Source organism: Alistipes sp. AM16-43 (assembly GCF_003435745.1).
Taxonomy (GTDB): Bacteria; Bacteroidota; Bacteroidia; order Bacteroidales; family Rikenellaceae; genus Alistipes; species Alistipes onderdonkii.
The window spans coordinates 181,924-195,639 of sequence record NZ_QTUQ01000005.1 but is presented as its reverse complement, the minus strand read 5'-3'; the positions used below and the strand labels follow the sequence as shown (position 1 = coordinate 195,639).

Annotated in this window: 13 protein-coding genes and 1 pseudogene; 12 read left to right on the top strand and 2 right to left on the bottom strand. The window is 56.0% G+C overall.

What is annotated here, in order from left to right:
- Positions 1-102: 102 nt before the first annotated feature.
- The 7 genes from DW189_RS10860 (at position 103) to tatC (ending at position 7,544) form a co-directional block, all read left to right on the top strand.
- Positions 103-1,752: a DUF6377 domain-containing protein gene (locus DW189_RS10860; protein WP_055202422.1), complete on the top strand. Its 1,650-nt coding sequence runs from the start codon at positions 103-105 to the stop codon at positions 1,750-1,752.
- A 221-nt stretch (positions 1,753-1,973) separates the two neighbouring features.
- Positions 1,974-3,047 (top strand): Gfo/Idh/MocA family protein, encoded by a 1,074-nt coding sequence (locus DW189_RS10855; protein ID WP_055211452.1) that lies wholly within the window; start codon positions 1,974-1,976, stop codon positions 3,045-3,047.
- Between the two features lie 50 nt (positions 3,048-3,097).
- Positions 3,098-3,307 (top strand): twin-arginine translocase TatA/TatE family subunit, encoded by a 210-nt coding sequence (locus DW189_RS10850; protein WP_022333036.1) that lies wholly within the window; start codon positions 3,098-3,100, stop codon positions 3,305-3,307.
- 34 nt (positions 3,308-3,341) lie between these two features.
- Complete coding sequence (locus DW189_RS10845) at positions 3,342-4,814, top strand: Gfo/Idh/MocA family protein (protein ID WP_172678899.1); 1,473 nt, start codon at positions 3,342-3,344, stop codon at positions 4,812-4,814.
- A 45-nt stretch (positions 4,815-4,859) separates the two neighbouring features.
- On the top strand, positions 4,860-5,732 hold the full coding sequence (locus tag DW189_RS10840) for a DUF1080 domain-containing protein (protein ID WP_032136088.1): 873 nt from the start codon (positions 4,860-4,862) through the stop codon (positions 5,730-5,732).
- Positions 5,733-5,753: 21 nt separating this feature from the next.
- Entirely contained in the window at positions 5,754-6,659 is a 906-nt protein-coding gene (locus DW189_RS10835; RefSeq protein WP_022333038.1) for a sugar phosphate isomerase/epimerase family protein, read from the top strand.
- A 105-nt stretch (positions 6,660-6,764) separates the two neighbouring features.
- On the top strand, positions 6,765-7,544 hold the full coding sequence (gene tatC, locus DW189_RS10830) for a twin-arginine translocase subunit TatC (RefSeq protein ID WP_055202420.1): 780 nt from the start codon (positions 6,765-6,767) through the stop codon (positions 7,542-7,544).
- 98 nt (positions 7,545-7,642) lie between these two features.
- On the opposite strand, the gene DW189_RS10825 is transcribed toward tatC, so the two are convergent.
- Positions 7,643-8,536: an AraC family transcriptional regulator gene (locus DW189_RS10825; RefSeq protein ID WP_117508102.1), complete on the bottom strand. Its 894-nt coding sequence runs from the start codon at positions 8,534-8,536 to the stop codon at positions 7,643-7,645.
- A 98-nt stretch (positions 8,537-8,634) separates the two neighbouring features.
- Entirely contained in the window at positions 8,635-9,528 is an 894-nt protein-coding gene (locus tag DW189_RS10820) for a helix-turn-helix domain-containing protein (RefSeq protein WP_117508100.1), read from the bottom strand.
- 240 nt (positions 9,529-9,768) lie between these two features.
- Here DW189_RS10820 and DW189_RS10815 point away from each other — a divergent pair.
- The 5 genes and pseudogenes from DW189_RS10815 (at position 9,769) to DW189_RS10795 (ending at position 13,644) form a co-directional block, all read left to right on the top strand.
- Positions 9,769-10,952 (top strand): annotated as a pseudogene (locus DW189_RS10815) (iron-containing alcohol dehydrogenase).
- Between the two features lie 20 nt (positions 10,953-10,972).
- Positions 10,973-12,001, top strand: coding sequence for an alpha/beta hydrolase (locus tag DW189_RS10810; protein ID WP_117508098.1), 1,029 nt, complete (start codon positions 10,973-10,975; stop codon positions 11,999-12,001).
- 105 nt (positions 12,002-12,106) lie between these two features.
- The gene (locus DW189_RS10805) at positions 12,107-12,655 is read left to right on the top strand and encodes a cyclophilin-like fold protein (RefSeq protein WP_117508096.1); all 549 of its coding nucleotides are present in this window, start codon (positions 12,107-12,109) and stop codon (positions 12,653-12,655) included.
- A complete protein-coding gene (locus tag DW189_RS10800) occupies positions 12,633-12,761 on the top strand; it encodes an SDR family oxidoreductase (protein WP_117508219.1) in 129 nt (42 codons plus the stop codon). The genes DW189_RS10805 and DW189_RS10800 overlap by 23 nt, the downstream gene beginning before the upstream one ends.
- A 19-nt stretch (positions 12,762-12,780) precedes the next feature.
- On the top strand, positions 12,781-13,644 hold the full coding sequence (locus tag DW189_RS10795; protein ID WP_117508094.1) for a DUF3737 family protein: 864 nt from the start codon (positions 12,781-12,783) through the stop codon (positions 13,642-13,644).
- The last annotated feature ends 72 nt before the right edge of the window (positions 13,645-13,716 follow it).

Sequence of the window (13,716 nt, the reverse complement as noted above, 5' to 3'; positions counted from 1 at the left end):
TTATCCTATAAATAGCCTTAACTTCGTAGCATAAAATATCATTTTTTTACGGCAGCCCGCAACCTGCCGTTTTTGCTACGGAAGGCTGCATACGAAGAGGCCATGAAACTACGAAATTCCATACGTCCGATAAGGCTACTCCTGCTGCTCTCCGGCTTGCTGGCATTAGCGTCGTGCCGGCAGGACGAGACGCAATCCCTCTCGGAATATCTGGACTACGTAATCGAGAACAAACATATTTTCGAAGCCGAAAAGGAAGAGCGGATCAGCAGGCTAAGGAACCTGCTGGGCGTAAGCAACCTGACCCCGGAACAGGAGTACGAGATCAATACGAAGCTGTACGAAGAATTCAGGAAATACAAGCTGGATTCGGCCATCCGCTACGTCGAACGGAACCTCGAAATCGCCAGGCAGCTGGACAACAAAAGGCTGACCTACCTGTCGAACATGTACCTCGCCCAGCTCTACTCTTTTTCGGGCATGTGCGTCGAGGCGAACCAGATACTCCGCTCCATCCGATCGTCCGAACTCCCGCGCGACCTGCTTCCCGTCTACTACGAGGCCAACAACCGCTATTTCCAGCACTACGCCACGCTGAGCAGCCAGCGCAGCCACCTGCACGAAATGAATATCTACCGGGACTCGCTGATGATGGTTTCCGACCCGGGATCGTTCCGGTACAGGATACACCTGAGCTACAAACTTATGGGAAACGGTAAGATGGACGAAGCCAGGGCGATCCTCGACGAGTTGCTGGAAGAGGTCGGCAAGGACACGCCGCTCTACGCGGAGACGGCCTATGCCTACGGTTATTTCTACCGGCTGAACAAAGACCCGGAGGCTGGAAAGAAATATTTCATGCTCTCCGCGATCGCCGATGCGAAGAGTGCGGTGAAGGAGAACGCCTCGTTCCACACGCTGGCTCTGATGTATTACGACCAGGGCGACCTTTCACGGGCTTTCAAGTACACGCAGGCGGCCATCGAAGATGCGGTATTCAGCAACGTGCAGTTCCGCACGACCCAGATGTCAAAGTTCTATTCGATCATCAACTCGATCTACCAGGCCAAGGAGGCCAAGTCCAAATCCAAGTTGCAGCACTACCTGATCCTGATCAGCGTCCTGTCGCTGTTCCTCGTGCTGCTGTTCATCTACGTTTACCAGCAGATACACAAGCTGTACCGCATCAAGGAGGAGCTGTCGCGGACGAACGGGCGCCTGATGCAGCTCAACGACGAACTGCATGAGAAAAACACGCAGCTCACCGATTCGAACATCATCAAGGAACAGTACATAGCTAGGTTCTTCGACCTCTGTTCGATGTATATCGACAAACTGGAGGACTACCGGAAATCGCTGAACAAACTGGCGCAGAACCGACAGATCGACGAGTTATACAAACAGTTGAAATCCACGTCGATGATGGAGAACGAACTGGATGAACTGTATAAGAATTTCGACGCCATATTCCTGAACCTCTATCCGACGTTCGTCGCCGATTTCAACGCCCTGCTGGTCGAGGACGAACGGATCGTGCTCAAATCGGAAGACCTGCTGAACAAGGAACTCCGGATTTACGCCCTGCTGCGGCTGGGCATCACCGACAGCGTCAAGATCGCCTCGTTCCTGCGATGCTCGCTGAGCACCGTATATAACTACCGCACCAAAGCCCGGAACAAGGCCGCAATATCGCGCGAGGACTTCGAAAAAATGGTCATGCGAATCGGTGTGCCGCCCGAAAACAGGCCGTGACCGATTCCACGGCAACTACATTTTTTTTGTATATTTTTTTGATAAAATATTTATTTACAAACATATAATACTTTACAGGTTCTACAATTTCCGCCCCAACCTATAAATATGGTATATAATAGGATTAATTTTGTAAACACAGCGTCCAGCCACCCTCTCCCGCAGCGGGCAGCCGGATTGCATCGGATTGTAAACACCTACTTAAACCTATTTTATACGAAATGAATCCAATTAAAGTCGGTCTGATCGGTTTTGGCAGAATGGGAGGTTTTTACCTCGAAGAGATGCAAAAAAGCGGTAACTGGGATATCGTTTACATCTGTGACGTATCTCCCGCATCACGGGAACTGGCCCAGCGGCTCTCCCCCCGGTCGAAAGTAATATCCGACGAACAAATCATATTCAACGACCCCGAGATTCAGGCGGTCGGGCTGTTCGCCCTGGCGGATTCCCGCCCGGAGCAGATTCAGAAAGCCATTGCGAGCGGGAAGCACGTCATAGCCGAGAAACCGATCGCCGACACGGTGGAAAAGGAGTGGCAGACGGTCGCGCTGGCCGAGAAGGCCAAAATCTTCTCGACGGTAAACCTTTACCTGCGCAATTCGTGGTACCACAATACCATCAAGGATTTTATCGCACAGGGCGAAATCGGCGAACTGGCGATCATCCGCGTATGCCACATGACGCCGGGGCTGGCCCCGGGCGAAGGACACGAATTCGAGGGCCCGTCGTTCCATGACTGCGGCATGCACTACGTGGACATCGCACGCTGGTATGCCGAATCGGAATTCAAGACCTGGAACGCACAGGCCATCCGCATGTGGGATTACAAGGATCCGTGGTGGCTCCAGTGCCACGGCACGTTCGAGAACGGCATCGTATTCGACATTACCCAGGGACATGTATACGGACAACTGGCCGAAAAACAGACACATAATTCATACATCGACATCATCGGCACGAAAGGCATCGCGCGCATGACGCACGATTTCAAGACGGCGATCGTCGAACTGCACGGAGTGACACAGACGCACCGGCTCATACAGCCCTACGGAGGCAAAAACATCGACGTGCTGTGCAAACTGTTCGCCGAGTCGATCGAAAGCGGGAAACGCAATCCGTCGCTCCCCTCGTTCCGCGACGCCGCCACGGCATCGGAATACGCATGGCGGTTCCTCCAGGATTCGCGGCAGCACGACCTGCCGGCAATCGGAAATCTGGAAACGCTGCAGGAGATTCGCGAACGCCGCCGCACGATGTCGAATGGCTACGGGTTGCTGAGGAAGCGCGCATAAGCCGCAATCTGATACTAAAACAAACTTTATAAACCTTAAAAACAATCGGTATGAACCACTTACTGTTTATCGGCAACCTGGGTGCAGGCGAAATCATCGTCATAGCCCTGATCGTACTGCTGCTCTTCGGCGGCAAAAAAATCCCGGAACTGATGAAGGGTCTCGGCAAGGGTGTGCGCAGCTTCAAGGAAGGCATGAACAACATCGAGAACGACATCGAAAACTCGGGTACGGAAAAATCCAACAACGAAAATAAATAGTCCCTCAAAAACAACTAACTTAAATCAAGAAACAATGTCAAGCGAAATGTCAAGGAGAAAGTTCCTGAAAAAAGGAGCTGCTGCCGCGATCGGCTTAGCGGTCGTTCCGGGTACGGTTTTAGGTAAGAAGTTCGGGCACACGGCTCCGAGCGACAAACTCAACATCTTGGGTGTCGGTATCGGCGGCCGCGGCTCGTCGGTGCTCCGCGGCCTCGAAAGCCAGAACATCATCGGCCTGTGCGACGTCGACTGGAAATATGCCGACCACGTGTTCAAGCGCTACCCGGCTGCCAAGAAGTACAACGACTACCGCAAGATGTTCGACGAAATGCTCAAGTCGGCAGACGCCGTGATGGTGGCTACGGCCGACCACACGCACGCGATCATCGCAGCCGATGCGATGACGGCCGGCAAGCACGTCTACGTCGAGAAGCCCCTGACGCATACCGTATACGAATCGCGTCTGCTCACCAAGCTCGCCGACAAATATAAAGTAGCCACCCAGATGGGTAACCAGGGTGCGTCGGACGAGGGTGTCCGCAAGGTCTGCGAATGGATCTGGAACGGAGAGATCGGCGAAGTCCGCAAGGTGGAGACCTTCACCGACCGTCCTATCTGGCCGCAGGGGCTCTCACGTCCCGAGGACGACCAGCGCATCCCCAAGACGCTGAACTGGGACGCCTTCATCGGCCCGGCTCCCTACCGTCCCTACAACGCGATCTACACCCCGTGGAACTTCCGCGGCTGGTGGGATTTCGGTACCGGCGCACTGGGCGATATGGCCTGCCACATCCTCCACCCGGTATTCAAGGGCCTGAAGCTCGGCTATCCGACCAAGGTTCAGGGTAGCTCGACGCTGCTGCTCAACGAATCCGCACCGATGGCGCAGACGGTGAAGTTCGTCTTCCCGGCACGCGACAACATGCCGAAGGTAGCCATGCCCGAGGTAGAGGTATACTGGTACGACGGCGGCCTGAAACCGGCGCGCCCCGAAGGGCTGCCCGCAGGCAAAGACCTGAACATGGCCGGCGGCGGCGTTATTTTCTACGGTACGAAGGATACGCTGATCTGCGGCTGCTACGGCGTGAACCCCTACCTGGTTTCGGGTCGCGTGCCCAACGCACCGAAGGTACTGCGCGAGATCAAGGAGTCGCACCAGATGGACTGGGTACGTGCCTGCAAGGAGGATGCCGACGACCGCGTGCCGAGCGCATCGGACTTCAGCGAAGCCGGCCCGTTCAATGAAATGGTGGTTATGGGCGTGCTGGCAGTCCGCCTGCAGAACCTGAACCGCGAGTTGCTCTGGGACGGCCCGAACATGCGTTTCACGAACATCCCCGATGACGCCACGATCAGTGCCGTCATCAAGGACGGGTTCCACATCAAGGACGGCCATCCGACCTTCGACAAGACCTGGACGGATCCGGTCAACGCACAGCAATTCGCACAGGAGCTCATCAAGCACACCTACCGCGACGGTTGGAAACTGCCCGACATGCCGCGTTAATCTACGGACAAGATTATCAACTCAAATTAAAACAACGGAAAGAATATGAAAAAAGTCATTTTATTCTCGACATGCATCGCAGCAGCCGCAACGATGGCGGCATGCGGCGGCCCGGGGGCCAAAGGCAAAGCGGCAGCCGACACGGCAGCGGCAGAAACCAAAGCCGTACCCGAATACACGGTCATCAACAATGCGACGGTAGACCTCGCAGGTTTCCCGCAGGACAAGGACGGCTACTACGTGATCTTCGACGGCAAGACGTTCAACGGCTGGCGCGGCTACGGCAAAGACCACGTGCCCTCGAAATGGACGATCGACAACGGTGCGATCAAATTCAACGGTTCGGGCGGCGGTGAAGCCCAGGACGGCGACGGCGGCGACCTGATCTTCACGCACAAGTTCAAGAACTTCGAGCTCGAAGTGGAGTGGAAAGTTGCCAAAGGCAGCAACTCGGGTATCTTCTACCTCGGCCAGGAGGTAGCCACGACCAAGGACGGCAAACAGCGGATGGAGCCCATCTACATCTCCTGCCCCGAGTACCAGGTACTCGACAACGAGAACCATCCCGATGCCAAACTGGGCGTCGACGGCAACCGCAAGTCGGCTTCGCTTTACGACATGATCCCGGCCGTTCCCCAGAACGCCAAGCCCTATGGCGAGTGGAACAAGGCGAAGATCATGGTTTACAAAGGCACCGTGGTACACGGCCAGAACGACCAGAACGTGCTCGAGTACCACCTCTGGACTCCCCAGTGGACGGAGATGCTCGAAAAGAGCAAGTTCAGCCCCGAGAAGTGGCCCCTGGCATTCGAACTGCTGAACAACTGCGGCGGAGCACAGCGCGAAGGTTACATCGGCTTCCAGGATCACGGCGACGATGTATGGTTCCGCAACATCCGCATCAAGGTGCTCGACTAATTCCGTTAACAACGGTAACGTATGAAACGTAAACTGTTTACAGCGGTTTGCATCCTGCTCGCTTCGGCAATTGCTCCCTGCGGGGCATTTGCCAAAGCGAAGAAGGACGCAAAGAAGGATATCGGTATCCAGCTCTACTCGGTCAGGGATCTGATCGGGAGTTTCGGAAGAAACCAGCACGACTACAAACCCGTCCTGAAGGCACTCGCCGACATGGGTTACACCAGCATCGAGGCCGCCAGTTACAACGACGGTAAATTCTACGGCAACACCCCCGAGGAGTTCAGGCGCGACGTGGAGGCCGTAGGCATGAAGGTGCTCTCTTCGCACTGCGGCAAAGGCCTCTCCGACGAGGAACTGGCTTCGGGCGACTTCTCCGAATCGATGAAATGGTGGGATCAGTGCATCGCAGCCCACAAGGCCGCAGGCATGGAGTACATCGTGACCCCGTACCTTCCCGTCCCCAAGACGCTGAAGGAGATGCAGACCTACTGCGACTACCTCAACGCGATCGGGAAGAAGTGCCGGGAAGCCGGAATCAAATACGGCTACCACAACCACGCCCACGAATTCCAGAAGATCGAGGACAAGGCTGTCATGCTGGACTACATGATCGAAAACACCGACCCTGAAAACCTGTTCATCGAACTGGACGTATACTGGGCCGTGATGGGGAAGGCAAGCCCCGTCGACTATTTCCACAAATACCCCGGCCGCTTCAAGATGCTCCATATCAAGGATCGCCGCGAAATCGGCCAGAGCGGTATGGTCGGGTTCGATGCCATCTTCGAGAATGCCAAGACCGCCGGTGTGGAAAACATCATCGTCGAGGTCGAGCAATACAGCTACGATGTGGAGAAGAGTGTCAAACTGAGCCTGGATTACCTGCTCGAGGCACCTTTCGTGAAGGCTTCGTACAGCAAATAATCCCTCCGGAAGCATGAAGACGATATCCGGCTGTCTGACGGATGGCCGGATATTTCTTCGCTGAAAGATACCTTCCGGAAAACAAGCAATAAACCCTACTATCCCATGGAAGAAAAGGAAATGACGTTCTGGGCGCACCTCGAAGACCTGCGCTGGTCGCTGGTTCGCGTAATCGCCGTCTTATTCGTGTTCGTTGTCGTCTGTTTCTGCCTCATGCCCTATCTGTTCGACAATTTCGTACTGGCTCCCACCACGTCCGATTTCCCGCTTTACAGATGGCTGTCGAAACTGGGAGGCGGCAACCCGCTGCTCCCCGATTTCAGCAACGACCACTTCTCGGTAGAACTCATCAACATCAACGTAGCCTCGCAGTTCCTGACGCATATCAGCACTTCGTTCTGGTTCGCGCTGGTACTGATATTCCCCTACCTGACGTTCGAAATATGGCGGTTCGTACAACCTGCCCTGTTCGACAACGAAAAGAAGAGCGTCGGGTTGGCATTCGCATTCGGGACATTCATGTTCTTCCTCGGATGTGCGGTCGGTTACTTCCTGGTCTTCCCCTTCACGTTCCGGTTTCTGACCGAGTATCAGTTGAGCCCGCTTATCACGAACCAGATCTCGCTGACTTCCTACATGGGTAATTTCCTGATGCTCATTTTCGTAATGGGCATCGTCTTCGAGTTGCCGCTGCTGGCATGGCTGCTTTCGAAACTGGGCCTCGTGACAAAGACATTTTTCCGGAAATACCGGAAACATGCCGTAGTCGTCCTGCTGGTGCTCTCTGCGGTCATCACCCCGACGGGCGACCCGTTCACGCTGATGATCGTCTTCCTGCCGCTTTACCTGCTCTATGAGCTGAGTATAAAGATCGTCCGGGCATAGCGGGCAACGACACACGATTTGCCGGCTTTTGCTGACATACGAACTACTACGGCCGGGTAATTCCCGGCCGTAGTCATTATGGGGAGGGGCCTGCCGGGTCAGATGCCCTGCCCCTCCGCCTGAGGTGCATTCCGCATCGAAGCCCGGTACTGCGTCGGTGAAACGCCGTAACGCTGCTTGAATGCCCGGTTGAAATAGGGAATGTCCGTAAAACCCACTGCATAGCAGATTTCGGAAATGTTCTTAGAAGAGCGGGTCAGCATCGTACAGGCCATCTGCAACCGAAAGACATTCAGGTAGGCGACAAACGACTCGCCGGTCGCCTTCTTGAAAAACAGGCAGAAGGCCGTCTTGTTCATCGAGGCATAGGACGCGATTTCCTCGAGGGTTATCTTACGGTGGTAATTCTCGACGATATACTTGTAAACATCCTGCAGGCGCTGCTTGTTCTTATGGATTTTTGCCCCGCGGAATTTCCCGGGCCCGATGGGGCGGCAATGCCCGTCCTGCGCGATCAGGAAAAGCAACTGCAATAACGTCACGAACCGTTCGGGGTCTGAGCTGCGCTCAAGACCCGCCAGTAATTTACGCACCCTGACCGCCGTTTCGCCAGTGAGCCCGACCGCCTGGCGCAACTCCTTATAAAACCGTACGACGGGCTGGAACTCGGGCGAGAGCTGCGACAACTGCACCAGAAACTCCTCGCCGAATTGCAGCGAACCGTTTTCGATCATCCCGTCCGGGGCGCACAATGCCTTGTCATAGACCCAGCCATGCGGAAAATAGGGCGGCAACACGACGACTTCCCCCTCGCGGAAGGGTTCCGTGAAGTCGTTGGTCACCCGCTGGCCGTTCCCGCTGAAAACCACCGTAATCTCGTATTCGGGATGCTGGTGGTATGGGAATTCGTCCCGGTACCACAGCCTTTCGTGGCGGTAAGTGAAAGAGCGGGAGGCACCCTTGAATATTTGCCCGCATGCAACAGTTCCCATCGGTCTTATGCAATCATTTTTTGCGAATATAAGACAATGTTCCGGAAAATCGGAAAAAACAGGGGAAAATTTCGCAGGCACACCTGTTTCAGCCCCGATCAGCTCTGCAACCGATATTCCCTGGGGGTGTAGCCGACATGGCGTTTAAAGAAGCGTACGAAATGCTGCGGATACTGGAATCCCAGTTCATAGGCCACCTGCCCGATGGTTTTGTTCGGGTCGAGAAGCCCCTCCTTGGCCGCGTCGATCATCTTCAGCTGGATATACTCCTGGGCCGATTTCCCGGTCTCCTTTTTCACCAGATCGCCGAAATAATTGGGCGACAGGCATATTTTGCTTGCAAAATAGCGTACCGAAGGCAATCCTTCCCTCGCAGCGGCGCCACCCGTAAGGTAATCGTCGAGCAACCGCTCGAAACGTGCCAGGACATCGAGATTCATGTCCCCGCGCGTGACGAACTGGCGCTCGTAAAAACGCATACAATAGTCGAGCAGCAGTTCTATATTGGTCGCAATAAGTCCCTTGGTATGCTTGTCGATGGCGTGGCGCAGCTCCATGCGGATTTTTTCCAGGCAGTCGAGGACAATCATACGCTCTTCCTCCGACAGGTGCAAGGCTTCGTTGGACTCATAGGAAAAAAACGTATATTTCTTAATCTTCTGCCCCAGCGACGTACCGCGGATGAAATCGGGGTGAAACAGCAGCCCGACCGATTTCTTGGGAATCCCCTCCACGTCGGTATACCCCACCGTCTGCCCCGGGGCGATACAGATGACCGTCTGGTCGTCAAAATCATAACTCGTCTTGCCGTAGTTGATCCGGCATCCCGCAGTCTCCTTGAGGAATACCGAATAGAACCCCATCGTCATCCGGTAGTTTCCCTGGCTCTCGGCCGTATCGAACGAAACGACGCCGACCTGCGGGTGGCGGGTCTCGAACCCGAAGAGTTTGTTATACTGGTCGACCGTGTCGATTTTCAGGATTTCTTCCATGTTTTTTTCTTTACCTTTTGCAAAGATAGTGTTTTTGCAGATTCGGCCCACATGCCGGGCCGCCGAAACAGTAATTGGGGTAATATTATCCGTAATAGGGGTATATTACTGTACATCAGCATATTTCACAGTCGACCAAACCAGTAATCAGGGTAAATATATCCGTAATACGTATACAAAACGAATGCCCCGCGGGATGTAGTTTTGCAGTGTGGAAAAAACATCAAACACAATAGAGCCATGAAAACAAAACTGAATTTCAACATGTGGATCCCGACCCGCATCCTTTTCGGGGCGGACGAACTGAAAAACCTGCACAGGCAGGAGATGCCCGGGAAAAAGGCGCTGCTGGCAATTTCGAACGGCAAGTCGACCCGGGAAAACGGCTATCTGGCCGCCACGGAGGAACAGCTCCGGCTGGCGGGGGTCGAAAGCGTGGTGTTCGACCGGATCGAAGCGAACCCCTTGAAATCCACCGTCATGGCCGGAGCGGCAGCGGCACGGGAGCACGGGAGCACGGGTGCGACATGATCGTCGCATTGGGAGGCGGCAGCGTCATGGACGCCGCGAAGGCCATAGCCCTGATGGCATCCAACGACGGCGACCTGTGGGACTACGTTTTCGGCGGGACGGGCAAAGAACAGCAGGCCGGACACGCACCGTTGCCGCTCATCGCCATAACCACGACGGCAGGAACCGGGTCGGAAGTCGATCCGTGGGGAGTCGTAACCAACGAACAAACCCATGAAAAGATCGGCGTCGAAGCCGGATTTCCCGTACTGGCCGTAGTCGATCCGAAGCTGATGCTCACCGTGCCGCCGAAATTCACGGCATACCAGGGGTTCGACGCATTGTTCCACAGCGTGGAGAGCTACATTTCGAAATTCGCCAACCTCGCAAGCGACATGTACGCACTGACCGCCATCGAGCACATCGCCCGCAACCTGCCGCGCGCCGTGGCCAATGGCGACGATCTCGAAGCCCGTACCCGCGTGGCCTTCGGCAACACCCTCTCCGGCGTGGTGATGTGTCTGAGCGCGACGACCAGCCAGCACTCGATGGAACACGCCATGTCGGCCTACCATCAGGATCTGCCCCACGGCGCCGGGCTGATCATGCTCAGCAGGGCTTACTTCTCGTTCTTCATCGACCGGCACGTCTGCGACGAGCGTTTCGTACGGATGGCCCGTGCAATGGGGATGGAGCAGGCCGCACAGCCCGGGGATTTCATCACGGCGCTCACCCGCTTGCAACAGGCATGCGGCGTCGCCGACCTGAGGATGTCCGACTACGGCATCACCCCCGGAGAGTTACAGCAAATGACGTTCAACGCATTCGACACAATGCCCGGACTGTTCGAATCAGACCGCCACAGTCTGAGCATCGACGAATGCACGGCCATCTACCGGGCCGCCTATAAATAACCCGAAAAAACGACACGATCATGAAACGACCATTAATTCTGACAACAGCCATACTTATGATACTCGGCACGAACACATCCGTCGCACAGGGCGACGCAGACAATTTCTACAAAAGCAATTCGGTAAACACAGAGAAAGTATCCTTTTCCAACCAATACAAAATGAAAGTAGGCGCACGGCTCTTCCTGCCCAAGGAGCTGGAGAAAGGGCGAAAATACCCCGCCGTCATCGTCGGGCACCCGATGGGCGCAGTCAAGGAACAGAGCGCCGGTCTGTACGCCACGAAACTGGCCGAATGCGGGTTCGTCACGCTGGCACTCGACCTCTCCTTCTGGGGTGAAAGCGACGGAGAACCGCGCAATGCCGTCCTGCCGGATGTCTATTCGGAGGACTTCAGCGCGGCGGTGGATTTCCTCGGCACCCGCCCCTTTGTCGACCGGGAACGTATCGGCGTTGTCGGGATCTGCGGCAGCGGCAGCTTCGCCATCAGCGCTGCGAAGATCGACCCCCGCCTGAAAGCCATCGCAACGGTCAGCATGTACGACATGGGGGCAGCCAGCCGCAACGGGCTGAAACACGCCCTGTCGCCCGGAGAGCGCAAACGGATCATCGCCCAGGCTGCCGAACAGCGTTATGCCGAATTCCTGGGCGGGGAACCCCTTTACACCGGCGGCACAGTACACGAACTGACGGCCGAATCCACGCCGATCGAGCGCGAATTCTACGAATTTTACCGTACGCCGCGCGGGGAGTTCACCCCCGACGGGGCCACGCCGCGCACGACTACGCACCCCACACTGACCAGCAACGTAAAATTCATGAACTTCTACCCCTTCGCCGACATCGAGACCATCTCGCCGCGGCCGATGCTCTTCATCGCGGGAGAGAACGCCCATTCGCGGGAGTTCAGCGAGGACGCCTACCGCCTGGCTGCCGAACCGAAAGAGCTTTACCTCGTGCCGGATGCAGGGCATGTCGACCTCTACGACCGGACAGGCCTGATCCCGTTCGGGAAACTGGAAACATTCTTCAGGGATGCGCTGAAATAATCCCGCTGCGCGGGCAACAGTGCCAAAAGCACACCGGGATGCCGCACCTGTCCGGCGCCCGCGTACCCGGGATCGACCGCCCTGTAAAACCAATAAAGAACGACTATGAAAAAATTATGGTTACTGCCCCTCATGCTGCTATCGCTGGTACTGCCGGCGGCATGCGGGGAATCGGGCGACGACCCTGCCCCTTCCGGAGGGCACCCCGGTCAACCGGAGACGCCCGGCGGAAACGAGGGCGGCGCCCCGGGCGAAACATCGCTGAAAATCGGCATCACGGTCGGCAGCCGCACGATTACCGCCACGATGGAGGACAATGCCGCCGCACGGGATTTCCTTTCGCGCCTGCCGCTGGAGGTGACGTTGTCGGATTACAGCAACGCCGAGAAAATATTTTATCCCTCGCCGGCGCTGACGACCTCCAAGGTCGCACGCAGCTGCACCCCTGCACCGGGCGACATCACGATCTATGTCCCGTGGGGCAATGTGGCCATATTCTACAAAAGCGGGTCGCGGAGCAACGACCTGATCCGGATCGGGCGCATCGACGGCAACGGAATCGACGCCCTCGGCATCCCCGGCTCGCTTAGCGTCCGGTTCGAAAGGCAACGACGGGAAACACCGGAAAACAATAGCGAACAAAATCCGGCATGACGGAGCGGAAGAGGTCGCAGCAGCCGTTGTATGGCATTGCAGCCCCGGAGCGAACTATATTACAGGACAGGCAATAGCCGTCGACGGCGGATATACAGCCCTGTAAATTCAAACTAAAAACAACAATGATGCAGATAAAAAACACCACCTACGGAGGCGAACGCCCGCTGTTCGCCTCGCACGGCCTGCGCATGGAGCACGTAACCGTCCAGGCCGGCGAATCGGCACTCAAGGAGTGCTCGGACATCGAAGCCGTCGATTGCCGTTTCGAAGGCAAATACCCTTTCTGGCACGTCGACGGGTTCGTCGTCCGGAACTGCCTCTTCACCGAAGGTGCACGCGCGGCGCTGTGGTATTCGCGCAACCTTACGATGAGCGACACGCTGGTCGAAGCCCCCAAGATGTTCCGCGAGATGAACGGCATCCGGCTGGAGAACGTACGGTTGCCTTTTGCGCAGGAAACGCTCTGGCACTGCCGCAACGTGCGGCTGCGCAACGTGCGGGTCGACAAGGGCGATTACATTTTCATGCACGGCGAAAACATCCGCATAGAGGATTACGCACAAAGAGGCAACTATTCGTTCCAATACTGCCGCAACGTGGTGATCCGCAACGCCGTCATCAACTCGAAGGACGCTTTCTGGAACACCGAGGACGTGACGGTCTACGACTCCGAGATCAACGGCGAGTACCTGGGCTGGCACTCGAAGCGGCTGCGGCTGGTCAACTGCAAAATATCGGGCACCCAGCCTCTGTGTTACGCCACGGATCTCGTCATGGAAAACTGTACGATGGCCGACGACTGCGACCTGGCGTTCGAATATTCGACATTGCAGGCTGCCATAGACGGCCCCGTCCGCAGCGTAAAGAACCCCCGCAGCGGTTCGCTCACGGCCGAAAGCTACGGGGAGGTCATCCTCGACGGGAATGTCAAGGCACCGGGCGACTGCCGTATCGCAACGTGGGACAAACAAAGCAACTGCGCATAGCTGGAATGCGATTTCGATGCCGGGAAACGGAGCATCGGGCATTTTTTTTGTAAATTCGGAACAAAACAATAA